Origin of the sequence: Streptomyces sp. KL109B, from assembly GCF_030766935.1 — a bacterium.
Taxonomy (GTDB): Bacteria; Actinomycetota; Actinomycetes; order Streptomycetales; family Streptomycetaceae; genus Streptomyces.
The window spans coordinates 74,822-95,649 of record NZ_JASERL010000004.1 but is presented as its reverse complement, the minus strand read 5'-3'; the positions used below and the strand labels follow the sequence as shown (position 1 = coordinate 95,649).

General features: G+C 70.6%; 20 protein-coding genes and 1 pseudogene. 11 read left to right on the top strand and 10 right to left on the bottom strand.

The features are described from left to right. Positions 1-95: 95 nt before the first annotated feature. The gene (locus RBJ65_RS15110) at positions 96-899 is read right to left on the bottom strand and encodes an IclR family transcriptional regulator (protein WP_306321686.1); all 804 of its coding nucleotides are present in this window, start codon (positions 897-899) and stop codon (positions 96-98) included. Positions 900-1,016: 117 nt separating this feature from the next. Between RBJ65_RS15110 and RBJ65_RS15105 the strand changes: the two genes are divergently transcribed. From RBJ65_RS15105 to RBJ65_RS15085, 5 genes are all read left to right on the top strand, one after another. Then, positions 1,017-2,105 carry a carbohydrate kinase family protein gene (locus RBJ65_RS15105; RefSeq protein ID WP_306321687.1) on the top strand — a complete coding sequence of 363 codons (1,089 nt, stop codon included), beginning with the start codon at positions 1,017-1,019 and terminating at the stop codon, positions 2,103-2,105. A gap of 186 nt (positions 2,106-2,291) precedes the next feature. Beyond that, positions 2,292-3,335 (top strand): PhoH family protein, encoded by a 1,044-nt coding sequence (locus RBJ65_RS15100; protein WP_306321688.1) that lies wholly within the window; start codon positions 2,292-2,294, stop codon positions 3,333-3,335. 12 nt (positions 3,336-3,347) lie between these two features. Then, on the top strand, positions 3,348-3,845 hold the full coding sequence (gene ybeY / locus RBJ65_RS15095) for an rRNA maturation RNase YbeY (RefSeq protein ID WP_306321689.1): 498 nt from the start codon (positions 3,348-3,350) through the stop codon (positions 3,843-3,845). Then, positions 3,842-5,125 (top strand): hemolysin family protein, encoded by a 1,284-nt coding sequence (locus RBJ65_RS15090; RefSeq protein ID WP_306321690.1) that lies wholly within the window; start codon positions 3,842-3,844, stop codon positions 5,123-5,125. The genes ybeY and RBJ65_RS15090 overlap by 4 nt, the downstream gene beginning before the upstream one ends. After that, the gene (locus RBJ65_RS15085) at positions 5,122-5,487 is read left to right on the top strand and encodes an MmcQ/YjbR family DNA-binding protein (RefSeq protein WP_306321691.1); all 366 of its coding nucleotides are present in this window, start codon (positions 5,122-5,124) and stop codon (positions 5,485-5,487) included. Before RBJ65_RS15090 ends, RBJ65_RS15085 begins: the two co-directional genes overlap by 4 nt. On the opposite strand, the gene RBJ65_RS15080 is transcribed toward RBJ65_RS15085, so the two are convergent. Then, positions 5,484-6,914 (bottom strand): MFS transporter, encoded by a 1,431-nt coding sequence (locus tag RBJ65_RS15080; RefSeq protein ID WP_306321692.1) that lies wholly within the window; start codon positions 6,912-6,914, stop codon positions 5,484-5,486. The genes RBJ65_RS15085 and RBJ65_RS15080 overlap by 4 nt on opposite strands. A gap of 80 nt (positions 6,915-6,994) precedes the next feature. On the opposite strand from RBJ65_RS15080, the gene RBJ65_RS15075 reads away from it, so the two are divergent. The 3 genes and pseudogenes from RBJ65_RS15075 to RBJ65_RS15065 form a co-directional block, all read left to right on the top strand. Next, positions 6,995-7,882 carry a helix-turn-helix transcriptional regulator gene (locus RBJ65_RS15075; protein WP_306321693.1) on the top strand — a complete coding sequence of 296 codons (888 nt, stop codon included), beginning with the start codon at positions 6,995-6,997 and terminating at the stop codon, positions 7,880-7,882. Positions 7,883-7,916: 34 nt separating this feature from the next. After that, positions 7,917-8,270: a cytidine deaminase gene (locus RBJ65_RS15070; protein WP_306321694.1), complete on the top strand. Its 354-nt coding sequence runs from the start codon at positions 7,917-7,919 to the stop codon at positions 8,268-8,270. A 339-nt stretch (positions 8,271-8,609) separates the two neighbouring features. Continuing rightward, a pseudogene (locus RBJ65_RS15065) lies at positions 8,610-8,939 on the top strand (transglycosylase family protein); the annotation flags it as partial. A gap of 214 nt (positions 8,940-9,153) precedes the next feature. On the opposite strand, the gene RBJ65_RS15060 reads toward RBJ65_RS15065, so the two are convergent. Both RBJ65_RS15060 and RBJ65_RS15055 read right to left on the bottom strand, forming a co-directional pair. Further along, a complete protein-coding gene (locus tag RBJ65_RS15060; protein ID WP_306321695.1) occupies positions 9,154-9,492 on the bottom strand; it encodes a P-II family nitrogen regulator in 339 nt (112 codons plus the stop codon). Beyond that, positions 9,489-10,793 carry an ammonium transporter gene (locus RBJ65_RS15055; protein ID WP_306321696.1) on the bottom strand — a complete coding sequence of 435 codons (1,305 nt, stop codon included), beginning with the start codon at positions 10,791-10,793 and terminating at the stop codon, positions 9,489-9,491. Before RBJ65_RS15055 ends, RBJ65_RS15060 begins: the two co-directional genes overlap by 4 nt. Positions 10,794-10,935: 142 nt before the next feature. Between RBJ65_RS15055 and era the strand changes: the two genes are divergently transcribed. Next, on the top strand, positions 10,936-11,886 hold the full coding sequence (gene era, locus RBJ65_RS15050) for a GTPase Era (RefSeq protein ID WP_306321697.1): 951 nt from the start codon (positions 10,936-10,938) through the stop codon (positions 11,884-11,886). A 118-nt stretch (positions 11,887-12,004) separates the two neighbouring features. Here era and RBJ65_RS15045 read toward each other — a convergent pair whose 3' ends face one another. Together RBJ65_RS15045 and RBJ65_RS15040 are read right to left on the bottom strand one after the other, a co-directional pair. Next, positions 12,005-12,271 (bottom strand): protealysin inhibitor emfourin, encoded by a 267-nt coding sequence (locus tag RBJ65_RS15045; protein WP_306321698.1) that lies wholly within the window; start codon positions 12,269-12,271, stop codon positions 12,005-12,007. A 31-nt stretch (positions 12,272-12,302) separates the two neighbouring features. Further along, positions 12,303-13,388, bottom strand: coding sequence for a M4 family metallopeptidase (locus tag RBJ65_RS15040; RefSeq protein ID WP_306321699.1), 1,086 nt, complete (start codon positions 13,386-13,388; stop codon positions 12,303-12,305). A 291-nt stretch (positions 13,389-13,679) separates the two neighbouring features. On the opposite strand from RBJ65_RS15040, the gene leuA reads away from it, so the two are divergent. Together leuA and RBJ65_RS15030 are read left to right on the top strand one after the other, a co-directional pair. Continuing rightward, positions 13,680-15,401: a 2-isopropylmalate synthase gene (gene leuA, locus RBJ65_RS15035; protein WP_306321700.1), complete on the top strand. Its 1,722-nt coding sequence runs from the start codon at positions 13,680-13,682 to the stop codon at positions 15,399-15,401. A gap of 187 nt (positions 15,402-15,588) precedes the next feature. Further along, positions 15,589-16,284: a TerB family tellurite resistance protein gene (locus tag RBJ65_RS15030; protein ID WP_306321701.1), complete on the top strand. Its 696-nt coding sequence runs from the start codon at positions 15,589-15,591 to the stop codon at positions 16,282-16,284. A 275-nt stretch (positions 16,285-16,559) separates the two neighbouring features. On the opposite strand, the gene RBJ65_RS15025 is transcribed toward RBJ65_RS15030, so the two are convergent. The 4 genes from RBJ65_RS15025 to RBJ65_RS15010 are packed head-to-tail and all read right to left on the bottom strand — an operon-like array spanning position 16,560 to position 20,807. Beyond that, positions 16,560-16,907 (bottom strand): VOC family protein, encoded by a 348-nt coding sequence (locus RBJ65_RS15025; protein ID WP_306321702.1) that lies wholly within the window; start codon positions 16,905-16,907, stop codon positions 16,560-16,562. Continuing rightward, on the bottom strand, positions 16,904-17,878 hold the full coding sequence (locus tag RBJ65_RS15020; RefSeq protein WP_306321703.1) for an ABC transporter ATP-binding protein: 975 nt from the start codon (positions 17,876-17,878) through the stop codon (positions 16,904-16,906). The genes RBJ65_RS15025 and RBJ65_RS15020 overlap by 4 nt, the downstream gene beginning before the upstream one ends. Beyond that, complete coding sequence (locus RBJ65_RS15015) at positions 17,875-19,848, bottom strand: dipeptide/oligopeptide/nickel ABC transporter permease/ATP-binding protein (protein WP_306321704.1); 1,974 nt, start codon at positions 19,846-19,848, stop codon at positions 17,875-17,877. Before RBJ65_RS15015 ends, RBJ65_RS15020 begins: the two co-directional genes overlap by 4 nt. Next, on the bottom strand, positions 19,848-20,807 hold the full coding sequence (locus RBJ65_RS15010) for an ABC transporter permease (protein ID WP_306321705.1): 960 nt from the start codon (positions 20,805-20,807) through the stop codon (positions 19,848-19,850). The genes RBJ65_RS15015 and RBJ65_RS15010 overlap by 1 nt, the downstream gene beginning before the upstream one ends. Positions 20,808-20,828 lie beyond the last annotated feature (21 nt).

The window sequence follows — 20,828 nt, the reverse complement described above, 5'->3', positions numbered from 1 at the left end:
GCACATAAGCCGGGGGCTGTGACGCGCGACACATTTGGTTTGGGTGTGGTTCGGTCGGGCAGAAGAGCCGCTTTTCGCGCTGTGACGTGGGCTGTTCAGCGCCAGTCGGCGACGCCCGCCATGCCGCGGTGGGCCGACGCCTCGATCCTCGCGCGGGCCTCGTTCATGACCGCCACGATCCGCTCCTCGCGCTCCGGCGACAGCCGGGCCACCGGCACCGAACAGCTGATGGCGTCGTGCGCGGGCGCCGCGTACCGCAGCGCGAAACCGAAGCCGACGAGGCCCGTGACGCCCTCCTCGCGGTCGACCGAGTGACCGCGCCGCCGGATCACGGCGAGATCCGCGGCGAGCGCCTCGCGCGTGGTGTGGGTGCGCTCCGTGGACCGCTCGTACGGGCCCGGCGGCAGCTCGTCGTCCGGGCGTTCGGCCAGCAGCGCCTTGCCGAGCGCGCCGACGTGCGCGGGCAGCCTGCGGCCCACGCGGCTGATCGTGCGCAGATATTCGTGCGACTCACGGGTCGCCAGATACGCCACGTCGAAGCCGTCGAGCCGCCCCAGGTGGACCGTCTCGCCGAGCGTCTGGGACGCCTCGTCGAGGTACGGGCGCACGGCCCGCACGTACGGATCCGTGTCCAAGTAACTGGTGCCGGTCAGCAGGGCCCGGATACCGATGCCGTACAGCGAACCCGTCACGTCCGTACGCACCCAGCCGCGCGCGATCAGCGTCTGCAGCAGCGCGTACATGGAACTGCGCGGTACGCCGAGTTCGTCGGCGAGCTCCTGGAGGCGGGCCGGACGGTCGCCGCGGGCGGCGAGCACATCGAGCAGATCGACGGTACGGGCCGCCGACTTCACCTCGCGCACACCGCGCGGCGACTCCGAGGGGGCGCTTTCTGGCATGCGGCGATCGTAGTCCCGGCCCCGAACGCCGCTTCGTGACAGGTTGATGTCGCCCGCCATGGGACGCGATCCGGTCGTGCACACTGTCCGGACCCGTACCACCGCAGGGAGCGCGATGTGACCTCCACCCGACCCAGAACGGACCCCCTCGCCGCACTGCGCACGACGGCCGATCCGCCCTACGACGTGTACCTGACCGGCACGGTCTTCCTCGACATCGTCTTCACCGGCCTCGACACCGCGCCCGTACGCGGAACGGAGTCCTGGGCGCGCGGCATGGGCTCCAGCCCCGGCGGCGTCGCCAACATGGCGACCGCGCTCGCCCGGCTCGGCCTGCGCACCTCCCTCGCCGCGGCCTTCGGCGACGACCACTACGGCGAGTACTGCTGGGACGCCCTCGAACACGGCGAGGGCATCGACCTGAGCTACGCCCGTACGGTGCCGGGCTGGCACTCGCCCGTCACCGTGTCGATGGCGTACGAGGGCGAACGCACGATGGTCAGCCACGGCCACGAACCGCCTCCGGAGGAGCCCGCCCCCGACTGCCCGCCACGCGCGCGTGCCGCCGTCGCCTCGCTCGTGCCCGGGGTCGAGGAGGCGTGGGTGGCGCGGGCCGCGCGGGCGGGGGCGCTGATCTTCGGGGACGTGGCGTGGGACGACACCGGGCGGTGGGACCTCGGGGCGCTGCCCGCACTGCGGCACTGCGAGGCGTTCCTGCCCAACGCCGAAGAGGCGATGCGCTACACCGGCACGAGCTGCCCGCGCGCCGCCGCGCACGCCCTCACCGAGCACGTACCGGTCGCCGTGGTCACGCTCGGCGCGGAGGGCGCGTACGCGGTGGACGGGCGGACCGGCGAGACGGCGTCCGTCCCGGCGATCGAGGTGGCGGCCCTCGACCCCACAGGGGCCGGGGACGTCTTCGTCGCCGGGTTCGTCACCGGCACCCTCGCCGGCTGGCCCCTCGCCGACCGCCTCGCCTTCGCCGGCCTCACGGCGGCCCTCTCCGTGCAGGAATTCGGCGGCTCCCTGTCGGCGCCGGGCTGGTCGGAACTCGCGGCGTGGTGGCACGAGGCGCGCTCGAACGACCACCAGAGCCGCTGCGCGCTGGACCGGTACGCCTTCCTCGGCCCCCTGCTCCCGGAGACGTCACGGGCCTGGCCCCTGCGCCGGGCGGTCCCGACGATCGGCTTCGGTCGCTCGGCGTAGGCCCCCGCGCCTCAAACGCCGGCGGGGCTGGAAAGATCGCCGCAGGAGCTTGATGGGCTCGCAGGGGCTTCGGGAACGGAAACCCGCTCGGCGTTGTCACAGCCGCGCCGTACCCTTGACGGTGCAGTTACAACACCGCTGAGGAAGTCCCGCACGGGGAGGAAGCAAGGGCCACCGGCCCGGCTCATGACGCAGACACCATCCAACGCCCGCGCACAGTTCACCGTCCCGCCGAAGCACCCCATGGTCGAAGTCCTGGGGTCAGGGGACGCGCTGCTGCGAGTGATCGAGAAGGCCTTCCCGGAGGCCGACATCCACGTCCGGGGCAATGAGATCAGCGCGACGGGACAGCCGGGCGAAGTCGCCCTCATCCAGCGCCTGTTCGACGAGATGATGCTGGTACTGAGGACGGGAGCACCGATGACCGAGGACGCCGTGGAGCGTTCCATCGCGATGCTGAAGGCGACGAAGAACGGCGAGGGCGAGGCCCAGGAGACCCCCGCCGAGGTGCTCACGCAGAACATCCTCTCCTCGCGCGGCCGCACGATCCGCCCCAAGACCCTGAACCAGAAGCGGTACGTCGACGCGATCGACAAGCACACGATCGTCTTCGGCATCGGCCCGGCGGGCACCGGCAAGACGTACCTGGCGATGGCCAAGGCCGTCCAGGCCCTCCAGTCCAAGCAGGTCAACCGCATCATCCTGACCCGCCCCGCGGTCGAGGCCGGCGAACGCCTCGGCTTCCTGCCGGGAACGCTGTACGAGAAGATCGACCCGTACCTGCGCCCCCTGTACGACGCCCTGCACGACATGCTCGACCCGGACTCGATCCCGCGCCTGATGGCGGCGGGGACGATCGAGGTGGCGCCGCTGGCGTACATGAGGGGGCGCAGCCTCAATGACGCGTTCATCATTCTCGACGAGGCGCAGAACACCAGCCCCGAGCAGATGAAGATGTTCCTGACCCGGCTCGGCTTCGACTCGAAGATCGTGGTCACGGGCGACGTGACGCAGGTCGACCTGCCCGGTGGCACGAAGAGCGGCCTCAAGCAGGTGCAGGACATCCTCGACGGGCTCGACGACGTGCACTTCTCGCGGCTCACCTCGCAGGATGTCGTCCGGCACAAGCTCGTCGCCCGTATCGTCGACGCGTACGACAAGTACGACACCGAGCACGGTACGGAGAACGGCACACACAAGGGCCGTCCCAGAAAGAACCAAGGAAAGTAGTCCAAGAGCGCCATGTCGATCGACGTCAACAACGAGTCCGGAACCGAGGTCGATGAGCAGGCCATCCTCGACATCGCCCGCTACGCGCTCGCGCGGATGCGCATCCACGCCCTGTCCGAGCTGTCGGTGATCGTCGTGGACGCCGACGCCATGGAGCAGCTGCACGTGCAGTGGATGGATCTGCCGGGGCCGACGGATGTCATGTCGTTCCCGATGGACGAGCTGCGGCCGCCGATGAAGGACGAGGAGGAGGCCCCGCAGGGGCTGCTCGGTGACATCGTGCTGTGCCCTGAGGTCGCCAAGAAGCAGGGCGAGGACGCGCCCACGCAGCACTCCATGAACGAGGAGCTGCAGCTCCTCACCGTGCACGGGGTGCTGCACCTGCTCGGCTACGACCACGAGGAGCCCGACGAGAAGGCCGAGATGTTCGGCCTCCAGGCGGGCATCGTGGACGGCTGGCGTGCGGAGCAGGGGCTGACCGGGCCGTCGCCGGCGCCGACCGTGTCATGAGCTTTTCGTTGATCGCGGGGGCCGTGGCGCTGGTCGTCGTGGCGTGGCTGGCGGCCTGCGCCGAAGCGGGTATCGCGCGGGTTTCGAGCTTCCGCGCCGAGGAGGCCGTACGGTCGGGGCGGCGCGGCAGCGCCAAGCTGGCGCAGGTGGCGGCCGACCCGACGCGCTATCTGAACGTGGCGTTGCTGGTGCGCGTCGCGTGCGAGATGGCGGCCGCCGCGCTCGTCACGTACGCGTGCCTGGAGGAGTTCACCGAGACGTGGCAGGCGCTGCTCGTCGCCATCGGCGTGATGGTGCTGGTGTCGTACGTGGCCGTGGGGGTGTCGCCGCGGACCATCGGCCGGCAGCACCCGTTGAACACCGCCACGGCGGCCGCGTATGTGCTGTTGCCGTTGGCCCGGATCATGGGGCCGATTCCGCCGCTGCTGATCCTGATCGGTAACGCGCTGACGCCGGGTAAGGGGTTCCGTCGGGGGCCCTTCGCGTCCGAGGCCGAGCTGCGCGCGCTCGTCGACCTCGCCGAGAAGGAGTCCCTCATCGAGGACGAGGAGCGCCGCATGGTGCACTCCGTCTTCGAGCTGGGCGACACCCTCGTACGGGAGGTGATGGTGCCGCGCACCGACCTCGTCGTCATCGAGCGGTACAAGACCATCCGGCAGGCGCTCACCCTCGCGCTGCGGTCCGGGTTCTCGCGTATTCCGGTGGTCGGGGAGAGCGAGGACGACGTCGTGGGCGTCGTGTACCTGAAGGATCTCGCGCGCAAGACGCACATCAACCGGGACGCCGAGGCCGAGTTGGTGTCCACGGCCATGCGGCCCGCGACGTTCGTGCCCGACACCAAGAACGCGGGCGATCTGCTGCGCGAGATGCAGCAGTTGCGTACGCATGTGGCTGTCGTCATCGACGAGTACGGCGGCACCGCGGGCATCGTCACCATCGAGGACATCCTTGAGGAGATCGTCGGCGAGATCACCGACGAGTACGACCGCGAGGTGTCCTCCGTCGAGGAGTTGGGCGACGACCGGTTCCGGGTGACCGCCCGGCTCGACATCGGCGACCTCGGCGAGCTGTACGGTATCGAGGAGTTCGACGACGAGGACGTCGAGACGGTCGGCGGGCTGCTCGCGAAGGCCCTCGGCCGGGTCCCCATCGCCGGGGCCTCGTCCGTGGTCGCGCTGCCGGACGGGCGGGAGCTGCGGCTCACCGCGGAGGCCGCGGCGGGCCGCCGGAACAAGATCGTGACCGTGCTGGCCGAGCCGACGGGGGAGCAGGAGAAGTGACACCGCAGGAGCTGCGTACGTTCTGCCTGTCGTTCAACGCGGCGGTGGAGGACTTCCCGTTCGACCCGGAGATCTCCGTCTTCAAGGTGCTCGGCAAGATGTTCGCGCTCTCGCACCTCGACTCGCGGCCGCTGACCGTGAACCTGAAGTGCGACCCGGACGACGCGGTGCGGCTGCGCGGCGAGTACGAGGGGCTCGTCGTCCCCGGCTGGCACATGAACAAGCGGCACTGGAACACGGTGACCGTCGACCGGCCCGACGAGCTCCCGGACCGGGTGGTCAGGGAACTCGTCGAGGACTCGTACGACCTGGTGGTGGCCGGCCTGCCGCGCGCGCAGCGACTGCGGCTCGACCGGCCCTAGCCGCGCTGCGTACGCGTACGCGTACGCGTACGCAGGCCCAGCGCCACCAGTACCGCCGCCACCAGGAGGATCGCCGCGTCCAGCGCGATCACGGTGTGCACGCCGGTCAGCAGGTCCTTCGACGTCGTCGCGAGGACGCCGAGGAGCGGGATGCCGACCGTGAGGCCGATCTGCTGGGTCGAGGTGACCAGGCCCGTCGCGAGGCCCTGCTGCTCGTTCGGGACGCCCGAGGTGACGGTGAGTCCGTAGGAGACGATCGCGCCCAGGTGGAACGCGCTGGCCACCGATACGGCGACGGTCGCGAGCCACACCGAGGCGCCGCCGGCGCCGATGCCGAGCAGGGCGGCGGTGAGCAGGCCCTGGCCGACGAGCGAGCCGACCAGCGTACGGCGGGCGCCGAGGCGGCCGATGACCTTCGGGGCGTACGTGCCCGCAACCACCGAGGCGAGACCTTGCACGCCGAAGACGAGGCCCGTCTCGAACGCCGACAGCTTCAGCGTCTCCTGCAGGTACAGCGTCAGCACGAACACGATCGTCGACATCATCGAGAAGGTGACCAGGCCGCCCAGGTTGCCCCAGGCGATGGTGCGGCGGCGCAGCATCGGCAGCGAGACCAGCGGCTGGGCGCTGCGGGACTCGACGTAGCCGAACGCGGCGAGCAGGGCGAGGCCCGCGAGCAGCGTGACCAGGACGTCGGCGTGGCCGAAGCCGGTCTCCGCCGCGGTGGACAGGGCGTAGATCAGGGCGAGCAGGCCGCCGGTGACCGTGACGGCGCCGGGGATGTCGAGGCGCGGGCGGTCCGGGGTGCGGGACTCGGGCAGCAGGCCGGGGGCGAGCGGCAGCACGATCAGGGCGAAGACCGTCAGGAGGCCCATCGTGGAGCGCCAGCCGAGCGTGTCGGTGAGGACGCCGCCGGCCACCATGCCGACGGTGAAGCCGAGGGACATCAGGGTGCCGGAGATGCCGAGGGCCTTGTCGCGGCGCGGCCCCTCGGGGAACGTCGTCGTCAGCAGCGACATGCCGGTCGGCACGATCGCCGCCGCGCCCAGGCCCTGGAGCGCGCGGCCGGCGAGGAACGCGGCCGGGTTCCAGGCGAACGTCGCGAGCAGCGAGGCCGCGCCGAACAGCGCGAGCCCGGCCAGGAAGATCCGGCGCCGCCCGAACAGGTCGCCGATCCGGCCGAAGAGGAGCAGGAAGCCGCCGGACGGCAGGGCGAAGGCGGTCACCGCCCACTGCAGCGCGGACGCGCTCATGCCGAGGTCGGATCCGAGCACCGGCAGCGCCACGTTCAGCACGGAGAAGTCGAGCGCCACCATGAACTGGGCGGCGCACAGGACGAAGAGGACGAGCTTGTCGCGGGACGACAGGCGGGGTGTGGTGGGTGGTTGGGCCTGAGAAGTGGTGGGTGTCGCGGTGTCGATCGCCATGGTCATGAGCTTCGTACGGCCGGAATATCCGTGGAGAGTGGGAACTTATGCTGGTGGTCGCACCACCAGCTACGAGGGGGATGGCGTACGTGGCCGAGAGCGCAGCGCTGAAGAAGCACCGGCTGAGTGAGTTGCGGGAGTTCCTGATGAGCCGGCGGGCGCGGGTCACGCCGACGGAGGCGGGGCTGCCCGACGGTGGTGCCCGCAGGCGGACGCCGGGGCTGCGCCGCGAGGAGGTCGCCGTGCTCGCCGGGGTCGGTGCCTCCTGGTACCAGTGGCTGGAGCAGGGGCGGGACATCTCGGTGTCGCCGCAGGTCCTCGACTCGGTGGCGCGGGTGCTGCGGATGAGCAGCTCGGAGCGGCGGCACCTGTATGTGCTCGCGGGGCTCAACCCGCCCGCGTACGAGGTGGAGCCGGGGGATCAGCAGATGTGCGACGGGCTGCAGCGACTCATCGACGCCTGGATGCCGTTCCCCGCGCACATCATGGACGCGTACTACAACTGCGTGATGTACAACGACGCGGCGGCGCTCGTGCTCGGGATGCGCCCGGAGAACCGGGGGAACTGCGTCGTCGACTTCTTCACGGATCCCATCTACCGCTCCCGCAGCGAGAGTTGGGAGGAGAACGCGGCGACGGTCGTCGCGCAGTTCCGGGCCGCCTGCTCGGAGTGCCCCGACGACGAGGGGTTCCAGGAGGTCGTCGCCGAACTCAAGGCGGTGAGCCCGGAGTTCGTGGAGCTGTGGGAGCGCCGCGACATCAAGGCGCAGGGGCAGGTCCGCAAGGAGCTCACGCATCCGGTGGCCGGGCTGCTCGTCCTGGAGTCGACGGCGATGAAGATTCCGGCGCGGCCCGATCTGACCGTCGTGCTGCACACGCCGCTGGCCGAGGCGGACACGGCGGCGAAGCTGGAGTGGCTGGCGTCGCCGGAGGGGCGGCGCGGGGCGATGTATCCGGTGGCCGGGTGAGGGGCGGCCTGGCCGGGGTCCGTAAGCTCGCCCCATGACTGAGAGCGCCGACATCGGCCCCGAGGACCGCAAGATCGTCACCCTGGCCCGCTCCGCGCGGGCCCGCAACGGTGTGCCCGAGGGCGCGGCCGTGCGCGACGAGACCGGGCGTACGTACGTCGCGGGCACCGTCGCCCTCGACTCCCTGAAGCTGAGCGCGCTGCAGACGGCCGTCGCCATGGCGGTGGCGTCCGGCGCGCAGTCCCTGGAGGCGGCGGCCGTGGTCTCGGCGGCGGACGCGCTGCCGGGCGAGGACCTCGCCGCCGTACGTGACCTGGGCGGGGCCGGTACGCCGGTGTTCCTTGCCGGGGGCGACGGGGCGGTGAAGGAGACGCTGCGGGCGGGCTGAGCCGCCCCGTCTGTGAGTACGCTCACGCCCGCCGTTTACCGGGGTCTTACGGCCCGGGGCGGCGGGCGTCGTGCGTGTGGGCGGCGGGGCTCCGGGAGCGGGCGGCGGGACGTTCGGCCCGGGGCGCAGGGCCCGGTGGGGCGGGGCGCGGGGCGGGGACGGAAGGGTGTTCCGGTGGGTCCGGCGGCCCATGGGCCGGGGGGTTCGCGTGGCTCACGGTGGAGTGGTCGCCCGCTGAGGCAGCCGCTCGATCGGCAGCCGCGTTGGGCGACGGTCAACGTCCCCGAACAAAGGTTCCGCTTCGTGTTCACCGCCGCTCTTCGTCGCCCCGCCGCCCGTATGTCCCGTGTCCGTACCGTCGGCACTGCCGCGCTTCTCGCCGGTGCCAGTGGAGTGCTGGTCCTCGCGGGGACCGGTAGCGCCTCGGCCGCCACCGGTGCCTCTACCGCGCAGTGGCAGGCCGTCGCCCAGTGCGAGGCCAGTGGGAACTGGGCCGCGAACACCGGGAACGGGTTCTCGGGTGGGCTGCAGTTCACGCCGTCGACGTGGGCGGCGTACGGGGGTACGCAGTATGCGTCTTCCGCGAATCTGGCTACGCCGCACGAGCAGATGACGGTCGCCAACAAGGTCCTCGCGGAGCAGGGACCGGGCGCCTGGCCGGTCTGCGGCCCGAAGGCCGGCCTCTGACCCGGACCCCGCGCCTCAAACGCCGGCGGGGCTGGAAGGATCGGGGCTCTGCCCCGGGCCCCGCTGCTCAAGCGCCGCAGGGGCTTGATTTGCCGGACTTGGGCTCTCAAGTTGCGTCATTCAAGCCCCTCCGGCGATTGAGGAGCGGGGTATGGGGCAGAGCCCCAGTCTTTTGGCCCGGTGCCGACCGCCGAGGTCAGATGGCGTCGGGGCCCCGCTCGCCCGTGCGGACGCGGACGACGGAGTCGACCGGGAGTGCCCAGACCTTGCCGTCGCCGATCTTCCCGGTCCGTGCGGCCCGCACAATCGCGTCGATCGCCGGGTCGGCGTCCGCGTCCTCGACGACGACCTCGATACGCACCTTCGGCACCAGGTCGACCTGGTACTCCGCGCCCCGGTACACCTCCGTGTGCCCGCGCTGTCGGCCGTAGCCACTCGCCTCGGTCACGGTCAGCCCCTGCACGCCCAGTTCCTGCAGCGCGGCCTTGACCTCGTCGAGGCGGAACGGCTTGACGACCGCGGTGATCAGCTTCATGGCGTGGCCTTTCGGGCGACGGGGGCGGCGCTCAGGACGCCGTGATCGTACGCACTCTCCGCGTGCGCCGTCTGGTCGAGGCCGGTCAGCTCGTCCTCGGCCGCGGCCCGGAAGCCGAGCAGCCTGTCGATGGCCTTCCCGATCCCGTACGTGACGAGGAAGGTGTACGCGGCGACCGCGAGCACGGCGAGGAGCTGCTTGCCGAGCTGGCCGAGCCCGCCCCCGTAGAACAGGCCCTCCTTGGCCGCCGAGCCGGTCATCGCCGACGTCGCGAAGAGGCCGATGAGGAGCGTGCCCACCACGCCGCCCACGAAGTGCACGCCGACGACGTCGAGGGAGTCGTCGTAGCCGAGGCGGAGCTTCCAGGCGACCGCGTAGGAACAGACGACGCCCGCCGCGAGGCCGACGACGGCCGCTCCCGGTACGCCGACGACGCCGCACGCCGGCGTGATCGCGACGAGCCCCGCCACCGCGCCGGACGCCGCGCCGAACGTCGTCGGGTGACCGTCCCGCTTCTGCTCCACGAACAGCCACCCCAGCAGGCCCGTGCAGCCCGCGATCAGGGTGTTGAAGAGGGAGGCCGCGGCGATGCCGTTCGCGGCGAGCGCCGAGCCGCCGTTGAAGCCCAGCCAGCCGAACCACAGCAGGCCCGCGCCCATGACCACCATCGGCAGGTTGTGCGGGCGCATCGCGTCCTTCTTGAAGCCGATCCGCGGGCCGAGGACCAGGCACAGGGCAAGCCCGGAGGCGCCGGACGCGATCTCCACGACCAGTCCGCCCGCGAAGTCGAGCGCGCCCAGGTGGTTCGCGATCCAGCCGCCGGGACCCCACACCCAGTGCGCCACCGGAACGTATACGAGCAGCGCCCACAGCGGCACGAAGACCAGCCACGCCCCGAACCTCGTACGGTCCACGACCGCGCCACTGATCAGCGCCGTCGTGAGGATCGCGAACGTCAGCTGGAAGGTCGTGAAGAGGAAGGTGGGGACCGTGCCGGTCACGTCGGACGGGCCGACGCCGGCCATGCCCGCGTGCTGGAGACCGCCGATCAGGCCCGCGAACGCGTCGTCGCCGAACGCGAGCGAATAGCCCGCGACCAGCCACACCACCGTCACGAGCGCGATCGACACGAAGCTCATCATCAGCATGTTGAGGACGCTCTTCGTGCGGACCATGCCGCCGTAGAAGAGGGCGAGGCCCGGCGTCATGAGGAGGACGAGCGCGGTGGCGGCGAGCAGCCAGGCGGTGTCGCCGGTGTCGAGGGCGGGGGCGGCGGCGAGGGGCACGGTCGTGGCGGGCATGCGGGCCAGCGTCACGGCCGCGCGTTTCCGATTCCGCACCCGCGCGTTTCCGTCGTGTTTCTTGTTGCCGGGCGGTTGCCGGAGGGCTGCCCGGCGGTTACCGGGGCCTCACTGTGCTGCGGCACCCCTGGCATCGGGGACAATGGGCGCCATGAGCGTTCACACCCCCGCTGCCGGATCCGCGCACCGCGCCGGCTTCGCCTGCTTCGTCGGCCGCCCCAACGCGGGCAAGTCCACCCTCACGAACGCTCTTGTCGGCAAGAAGGTGGCGATCACCGCCGACCAGCCGCAGACCACGCGGCACACCGTGCGCGGCATCGTGCACCGCGAGGACGCGCAGCTGATCCTGGTGGACACCCCGGGCCTGCACAAGCCGCGTACGTTGCTGGGTGAGCGCCTGAACGACGTCGTGCGCACCACGTGGGCCGAGGTCGACGTCATCGGCTTCTGCCTGCCCGCGAACGAGAAGATCGGCCCCGGCGACAAGTTCATCGCCAAGGAGCTGGCGTCGATCAAGAAGACGCCGAAGATCGCGGTCGTCACGAAGACCGACCTCGTCGACAGCAAGCGGCTCGCCGAGCAGCTCCTCGCGATCGACCAGCTCGGCAAGGAGCTGGGCATCGAGTGGGCGGAGATCATTCCGGTCTCCGCGGTGGGCGAGAAGCAGGTGGACCTGCTCGCCGACCTGATCGTCCCGATGCTCCCGGAGGGCCCCGCGCTCTACCCGGAGGGCGACCTCACGGACGAGCCCGAGCAGGTCATGGTCGCCGAGCTGATCCGGGAGGCGGCGCTCGAAGGCGTACGGGACGAGCTGCCGCACTCGATCGCCGTCGTGGTGGAGGAGATGCTGCCGCGCGAGGGCCGTCCGGCCGACAAGCCGCTCCTCGACATCCACGCGTTCGTCTACATCGAGCGGCCCAGCCAGAAGGGCATCATCATCGGCCCGAAGGGCAAGCGCCTCAAGGACGTCGGGATCAAGTCCCGCAAGCAGATCGAGGCGTTGCTCGGTACGCCGGTCTACCTCGACCTGCATGTGAAGGTGGCGAAGGACTGGCAGCGGGATCCTCGGCAGCTGCGCAAGCTCGGGTTCTAGTTCCGGGTTTCACGGCGCCGGTGTTGCGGTTGCGGGGCTCTGCCCCGGACCCCGCGCCTCAATCGCCGGCGGGGCTTGATTCGGGTCGATCGCCGTCGACACCATGAGACACCCGGTCTTACGCCCCCTCCTTCAGCACCCGCGAGATCAGCCTCCGCTGCTCCTCCGTGAGGCGGGGGTCCGCGCAGTAGACCGTGTGGTCGTCGACCGTGATCGTGTAGCTGAAGCCGTCCGGGACGCCTATCGGAGGGGTGTCGCGGCCCGCGGCGAGGGCCTTGTCGGCCAGCGTGTGCCACTCGTGGGCATCGGACCGGCCCGCCGTGTCCAGCTCGGCGTGCCGGTCGATGCCGGCGAATCCGCCCGTGCGTGAGACGTGAATACGCATGGGTCCTGTCTACTCCGGAATGGGTGCGGCGTCAGGACGTGGGCACGCCCACCTGTTCCCAGGCCTTGAGGACCGACTGGTACTCCTCGCCGCCGCCGTAGCGGGCCTGCGCCGCCTGCACCGTCTCCTTGGCGAAGTCGGTGAACAGGCAGTCCTGCTTGAGCTTGCCGCCGGTGAGGGTGTCGTACCAGATCTGGCCCGCCCGCTCCCACGCGTTCCCGCCGAGGGACTCGGCGAGGATGTAGAACGCGTGGTTGGGGATGCCGGAGTTGATGTGCACGCCGCCGTTGTCGCGGCCCGTCTTCACGAAGTGGTCCATGTCGGCGGGCTGCGGGTCCTTGCCGAGCACGTCGTCGTCGTAGGCCGTGCCGGGTGCCTTCATGGAGCGCAGGGCGACGCCCGTGACGCGCGGCGCGAGCAGGCCCGCGCCGATCAGCCAGTCGGCCTCTGAGGCGGTCTGGCCGAGCGTGTACTGCTTGATGAGCGAGCCGAAGACGTCGGACATCGACTCGTTCAGGGCGCCCGGCTGGCCGAAGTACGTGAGGTTCGCCGTGTACTGGGTGACGCCGTGGGTCAGCTCGTGGCCGATGACGTCGACGGGGATGGTGAAGTCGAGGAAGATCTCGCCGTCACCGTCGCCGAACACCATCTGCTCGCCGTTCCAGAAGGCGTTGTTGTACTCCTCGGAGTAGTGCACCGTCGCGTTCAGCGGCAGGCCCTCGCCGTCGATCGAGTAGCGCGAGAACTTCTCCAGGTACAGCTCGAAGGTCGCGCCGAGGCCCGCGTACGCGCGGTTGACGGTCGCGTCCTTGCCGGGCTTGTCGCCCTCGCCGCGCACCTTGCGGCCCGGCAGCTCCGTGCGGTGCCGGGCGTCGTAGATGGTGCGGTGCGGCTTCTGGTCGGTGACGCCCGGCGGCGGGGCGACGGAGGGCGCGCCGATGACGGTCGTCATGCGGCGGTGGGTGCGCTCGAAGGCGTCGCGCTCCAGGGAGCGGCGGGCCTTGGCGGCGATCGCGGAGTCCTCGCTCTGGGCTGCCTTGTCGAGGACGTGCGGCGGCACGATGGTGCAGAAGACGGGCTCGAACCCCGCTGGGTTCCCCGTTGTGTTCGCGGTCATGCGAGGCAATGTGGCACTGGGTCATGCGGCTGTCACTACCTGCAACCATGATTAGTGAAATAGAGGGATGGATCACCTTCTACCCGTTACCTGTCCGCGGTCCCGCATACTGATACGGCCCTTTGCGATCAGCGGGAGTGGGCTAAGGTGCTGTGCATCATGCGTTACGGGCTGCTTCTCCTTAGCTGCCGCGGCGAGGGCCTGTAGTCGAGGCCGACCCCCTCCCCGCGGAGTTTGGCGTTGCGCCGTCGGCCGACTGACCGGCCACCCCTTTGAGGAGCCCCACGCATCATGCCGAACTTCCAGCGCCCTTCCGCCATGCCGATCAACAAGTACGGCAAGTACGAGCAGGTCGACATCCCGGACCGCACGTGGCCGGACAACCGGATCACGAAGGCGCCCCGCTGGCTCTCCACCGACCTGCGCGACGGCAACCAGGCGCTGATCGACCCGATGTCGCCCGCCCGTAAGCGCGAGATGTTCGACCTGCTGGTGAAGATGGGCTACAAGGAGATCGAGGTCGGCTTCCCGAGCTCCGGGCAGACCGACTTCGACTTCGTACGCTCGATCATCGAGGAGCCGGGGGCCATCCCCGACGACGTCACCATCTCCGTACTGACCCAGGCCCGCGAGGACCTCATCGCGCGGACCGTGGAGTCGATCGTCGGCGCCAAGCGCGCCACCGTGCACCTGTACAACGCGACCGCGCCGGTCTTCCGCGAGGTCGTCTTCCGTGGTTCGAAGGACGACATCAAGCAGATCGCCGTCGACGGCACGCGGCTGGTCATGGAGTACGCGGAGAAGCTGCTGGGCCCGGAGACCGCCTTCGGCTACCAGTACAGCCCCGAGATCTTCACGGACACCGAGCTGGACTTCGCGCTGGAGGTCTGCGAGGCGGTGTGTGATGTCTGGCAGCCGGACGCCGACCGCGAGATCATTCTCAACCTGCCTGCCACCGTGGAGCGTTCGACGCCGTCGACGCACGCGGACCGCTTCGAGTGGATGGGCCGCAAGCTGACCCGCCGCGAGTTCGTCTGCCTGTCGGTGCACCCGCACAACGACCGCGGCACCGCCGTCGCCGCCGCCGAACTGGCCATCATGGCGGGCGCGGACCGCATCGAGGGCTGCCTGTTCGGGCAGGGCGAGCGGACCGGCAACGTCGACCTGGTCACGCTGGGCATGAACCTGTTCTCGCAGGGCGTCGACCCGCAGATCGACTTCTCGGACATCGACGAGATCCGCCGCGTGTCCGAGTACTGCAACCAGATGGAGATCCACCCGCGCCACCCGTGGGCGGGCGACCTCGTCTACACCGCGTTCTCCGGCTCCCACCAGGACGCCATCAAGAAGGGCTTCGAGTCGATGGAGGCGCGGGCCGAGAAGGCCGGCAAGACCGTCGACGACATCGAGTGGGCGGTTCCGTACCTGCCGATCGACCCGAAGGACGTCGGCCGCTCCTACGAGGCCGTCATCCGCGTCAACTCGCAGTCCGGCAAGGGCGGTATCGCGTACGTCCTGAAGAACGACCACAGCCTGGACCTGCCGCGCCGTATGCAGGTCGAGTTCTCCAAGGTCATCCAGCAGAAGACGGACACCGAGGGCGGCGAGGTCACGCCGAAGGACATCTGGAGCGTCTTCCAGGACGAGTACCTGCCCAACCCCGAGAACCCGTGGGGCCGCATCCAGGTCAAGCACGGCCAGACCACGACCGACACGGACGGCGTGGACACGCTGACCGTCGAGGCCGAGGTGGACGGCGAGGAGAAGGTTCTGGTGGGTTCGGGCAACGGTCCGATCTCCGCCTTCTTCCACGCCCTGCAGGGCATCGGCATCGACGCCCGGCTGCTCGACTACCAGGAGCACACCATGAGCGAGGGCGCCTCCGCCGTCGCCGCGTCGTACATCGAGGTCGCCATCGGCGACAAGGTTCTGTGGGGCATCGGCACCGATGCGAACACGACACGTGCTTCGCTGAAGGCGGTCGTCTCCGCGGTCAACCGCGCGGCCCGCTGAGGTAGTTGAGCTGCGGTTTCCCGGCCCCGTACACCTTTTGTGGGTGTGCGGGGCCGCGTCGCTTCCCGGCCAGGAATCCCAAGTTCCGTGACCTCGGCGTGACCAAGGTACTGACGCAGCATCAACAATGTGGCTAACATCACGCCAACGCCGCGATGGTGCGGCGCCACGACGGGAGGTGTGCGACGTGCTGCCGAATCGGGGAAGCATGGGACGGGCCGGACTCTCGCGGGTGTTCGGTGTGCACACCACATGGACGACCGTGGGTGACGGAGAGTTCTTCTGTCCGGGCTGCGGCGGCGATCGCAACTATCAACGGCGCACCGGGCGCCGCCGGTTGGTGCTGCTCGGTGTGCCGGTCGTGCCGCGCGGGCAGGCGGGGCCCGTCGTCGAGTGCGCGGCCTGCGAGGGGCGGTTCGGCACGGACGCGCTCGACCACCCGACCACGCACCGATTCTCGGCGATGCTGCGGGATGCCGTGCACACGGTGGTGTTGGCCGTGCTCGCGGGGGGTGGGACGTCGCGGCTGTCCCTTGAGTGTGCCGTGGGTACGTTGCGGGAGGCTGGGTTCGAGGACACCTCCGAGGAGCAACTCGCGGCGCTGGTCGAGGCGTTGGTGACCGATGCGGGGCGGGTGGCCGAGCAGTGCGGGGCGGGGGCCGGGCTCGCGATCGAGTTGCACGAGGCGCTCGATCCGCTGGCGCCGCATCTCGCTCCGGCGGGGCGGGAGTCGATTCTGTTGCAGGGGGCGCGGATCGCGCTTGCGGATGGGGTGTATTCGGCGGGGGAGCGGGATGTGCTCGGCACGGTGGGCGCTGCGCTGACGTTGTGTACGGATGAGGTGGGCGAGTTGTTGGTGGCGGCGGCGCGGACGCCGAGCTGAGCCGTTGTTGCGGTCGCGGGGCGCTGCCCCGGACCCCGCTCCTCAATCGCCGGAGGGGCTTGAGAGATCGGGGCGCTGCCCCGGACCCCGCTCCTCAATCGCCGGAGGGGCTTGAAAGATCGGGGCGCTGCCCCGGGCCCCGCTCCTCAATCGCCGGAGGGGCTTGAAAGATCGGGGCGCTGCCCCGGACCCTGCGCCTCAAGCGCCGGCGGGGCTGGAAGGGTCGGGGCTCTGCCCCGGGCCCCGCGCCTCAAGTGCCGCAGGGGCGTGATGTGCTACCCGTGCGCGACCGGGTGCAGGGGTTCGTACAGGCCCACCTCGGTGCCGCTCGGTAGGCGGAAGGCTGTGAGGTGGCCCCAGCGTTGGGTGGAGATCGGCTGGGTGAAGACGACGCCCTTTTCCTTGAGTTCGGCGACGGTGCGGTGCACGTCGTCGCACATCAGCATCAGTTCGTGTTTCGGCGCGTCCTCCGTCGGGTGCAGTGCGATCTCGCTCGGCGGGGCCGCGAAGATCAGCCAGCCGCCGCCCGCGTCGACGTGCGGGAAGCCGAGGACGTCGCGGAAGAAGGCCCGGTCGGCCTCGGCGTCGGCGGAGTACAGGATGGTGTGGGTGCCTGTGATCATGCGGGGGAGGGTAGTAGCGGATGGTGGCAGCGGTACGTGTGCCCCGCCGTGCTGTCCGGGTCCGGCATCGACCGCGCGCACACCTCGTCCGCCCGCCAGCACCTCGTACGGAACGGGCAGCCGGACGGCGGGTGGGTGGCCGAGGGAACCGGGCCCTCCAGGGGGATCGGGTCGAGGGGGTCCAGGAGGCCGGGGGTCGCCGAGAAGAGGGCGCGGGTGTACGGGTGGTGGGAGTGGGCCAGGACCGACGCCGCGGGGGATTCCTCCACGATGCGGCCCAGGTACATCGTGATGACCCGGTCGCTCATCCGGCGCACCGTCTGGATGTCGTGCGAGATGAAGATCAGGGCGAGGCCCAGGCGTTCCTTCAGGTCGAGGAGGAGGTTGAGGATCTGGGCGCGGACCGAGACGTCGAGGGCGCTGGTGGGTTCGTCGGCGACGATCAGGTCGGGTTCGAGGGCCAGGGCGCGGGCGATGGCGACCCGTTGGCGCTGGCCGCCGGAGAGCTGGCCGGGGAGCACGTCGGCGAGGGCGGCGGGGAGGCCGACCAGCGACAGCAACTCGCGTACGCGGGCGTCGCGTTGGGACGGAGTGCCGTGCGCGTGCACGTCCATCGGGTCGCGTACGACGCGGTGCACCGTCAGGCGGCGGTTCAGGGCCGTCGCCGGGTCCTGGAAGATCATGCCGACGCCGCTGCCGACCGCCGTACGGCGACGCGCGGGCGGCATCGTCCACAGGTCGTCGCCCGCGTACGTCACCGTGCCTTCGGTGGGCCGCTGGATGCCGACCAGGACCTTGGCCAGGGTCGTTTTCCCGCAGCCCGATTCGCCCACCACGCCGACCGTCTCGCCGGGCGCCACGGTGAGGTCGGCGGCGGTCAGGGCGTAGACCCGGTCGCGGGAGAGCAGGCCGCCCGTCCGGGCCTTGTGCACCACGTGCACGTTCGCCAACTCCACTATGGGCCGCGTCATGTCAGCTCCCCGTCGAGCGCGTGCGAAGGGTGGTGGCAGGCCGTGGCGTGTTGTTCTGTCGCGCCCACCAGTTCCGGGCGCTCCACCCGGCACACCTGCGAGGCCATCGGGCACCGGTCCGCGAAGCGGCAGCCGGAAGGGAAGTCGGCGGGGGAGGGGACCACACCCCTGATCTGGGTGAGGCGTTCGGCCGCCGACTCCAGCGAAAGGACCGAGCCGAGCAGTCCGCGCGTGTAGTGGTGGGCCGGGGCCTCGACGAGGGCGGCGGTCACGCCCGTCTCCACGATCCGGCCGCCGTACATGACGACGATCCGGTCCGTGACGTCCGCGACCAGCGCCAGGTCGTGCGAGACGAGGACGAGGGCGAAGCCGAGTTCGGCGCGCAGCCGAAGGAGGAGCTCGATGACCTGGGCCTGGACCGTCACGTCGAGGGCCGTCGTCGGCTCGTCCGCGACGATCAGCTTCGGGTCCCTGGACAGCGCCATCGCGATCAGGACGCGCTGGCGCTGGCCGCCGGAGAGTTCGTGCGGGTAGCTGCGCAGGGTGCGGTGCGGGTCGAGGCCGACGAGGCGCAGCAGTTCGGCGGGGGAGCGGCGGCCACCTCGGCGTACGACCTGTTTGAGCTGTGCGCGCACCGTCATCGCCGGGTTCAGGGACGACAGGGCGTCCTGGTAGACCATCGCCATCTCGTGGCCGAGGAGGCGGCGGCGGGCGCGCGGCGGCATGGTCGTCAGGTCCGCGCCGTCGAAGGTGATGTGGCCTCGGATCCGGGCGCCCTTGGGTGCCAGGCCCATCACCGTCAGCGCCGTCAGGGACTTGCCGCAGCCCGATTCGCCGACGAGGCCGAGGACTTCGCCGGGGCGTACGTCGAAGTCGATGCCGTCGACGATGTCCACGCCCCGGTGCCGGTCGTCGAAGCCGATGGCGAGGGAGCGGACCGCGAGGACGGGTGGGCCCTGCGGGCGGGGGCGGGCGCGGGCGCGAAGCCGGGTGGCGGCCTCGGTCAGGCCCGGGAGTTCGAGGACCTGTCCGGTGCCGGGGGCCGGGGCCTCCAGGCGGTCGGGCTCCCGCGCCGGCACGTCTCGGGCGACCGGCGCCGCCCACGCGTCGGAGACGCCCTCGCTGAGGATGTTCAGCGAAAGCACCGTGATCAGCATCATCAGGCCGGGGAAGACCGTCGCCCACCAGCCGCCGATCAGCACCATGTTCTTGCCGTCGGCGATGACCGAGCCCCACGACGGGTCCGGCGGCCTGACGCCCGCGCCGATGAACGACAGCGAGGCCTCGAACACGATGGCCTCCGCGACCTGCACCGTGCAGAACACTAGGATCGGCGCCGCGCAGTTCACCGCGACGTGCCGCCACACGATGTGCGGGGTGCGGGCGCCGATGACCCGCTCCGCCGTCACGTAGTCCTCCCCGTACTGGTCGAGGACATTGGCCCGTACGACGCGCGCGATCGGCGGCGTGTAGAGGAACGCGATGGCGCAGATCAGGACCGGGACGCTGCCGCCGAACACGGCGACGAGCACGGCCGCGAGCGCCACCCCCGGGAACGCCATGATGACGTCGAGGGTGCGCATCACCGTCTCGTCCGCCGCCTTGCGGGACGTCGCGGCGAAGGCCCCGAGCAGCGCCCCGGCGAGCAGCCCGAGCGCGGTGGCGCCGAGCCCGATGACGAGCGACCAACGGGCCCCGTACATCAGCCTGCTGAGGATGTCCCGGCCCAGGCTGTCCTGGCCCATCCAGTGCTCGGCGGACGGGTGTCCGGTGCCGCCCGCCTGCGGGAACTGCTCCAGCGGGTCGTGCGGGGCGAGCAGCGGGGCCAGTACGGCCATCAGCGCCACGGCGAGGATCAGGGCGAGGGCGAGGCGGGACAGCGGCGGGAGCCGCTTCAGTCCGCGCAGCCGCAGGCCGGGGCGGGAGAGGCGGTCGGCGAGCTTCTTGCGGCCTGTGAGCGTCACGAGCATCAGGCGGAACTCCTCAGTCGCGGGTTGACCAGGAGGTAGAGGACGTCGATGGCGAGGTTGACGAGGACGAAGGCGATGGCGACGGTGATCACCACGCCCTGGACGACGGCCGGATCGCCGTTCTTCACCGCGTTGATCATCAGGGTGCCCATGCCGGGGAGCGCGAAGACCGTCTCCAACACCACGGCGCCGCCCAGCAGATAGCCGACCTTGAGGCCGAGCACGGTGAGCGGGTTGATGAGCGCGTTGCGCAGTACGTTGCGGCCGACCACGACGACCGGCGGCAGGCCGTTGCCGATGGCCGTGCGTACGTAGTCCTTGTCCAGCTCCTCGACCATCGCGGTGCGCACGATACGGGTGAGGGTGGCGGCGACCGGCAGGGACAGGGCGAGGGCCGGCAGGGTCATGGTGCGCAGCCAGCCGCTGAGCGAGTCGTTCGGATTCACGTACCCGCTGGTGGGGAACCAGCCGAGGTCGACCGCCAGGTACTGGATGAGCAGCAGCGCCACCCAGAAGCTGGGCGCCGCGACGCCGACGAGCGAGACGACGCGGATCAGCTGGTCGGGCAGCCGGTCCCGGTAGAGCGCCGCGAGGACCCCGCCGATCAGTCCGAGCACGACGGCCAACGTCAGCCCCAGCAGCGTCAGTTGCATGGTCAGCGGCAGCGCGGTGGCGACCTGGTCGAGCACGGGACCGCCGTTGAGGACGCTCGTGCCCATGTCCCCGCGCAGTAGCTGCCCCACGAACGCGAAGTAGCGCACCGGCAGCGGGTCGTCGAGGCCGTTCTCCTCGCGGAAGGCGTGCAGCTGCTCGGCGGTCGGGTTCGTGCCCTGGAAGTGCGCGGAGGCCGGATCGACGTCCGAGAACCTCATCACGAGGAACACGAACGCCACGATGCCGAGCAGCAGCGGCACGAGCAGCGCGATGCGGCGAGCCAGAATCCTGACGATCTCAACCACGTACGTACCTCCCTACGACCC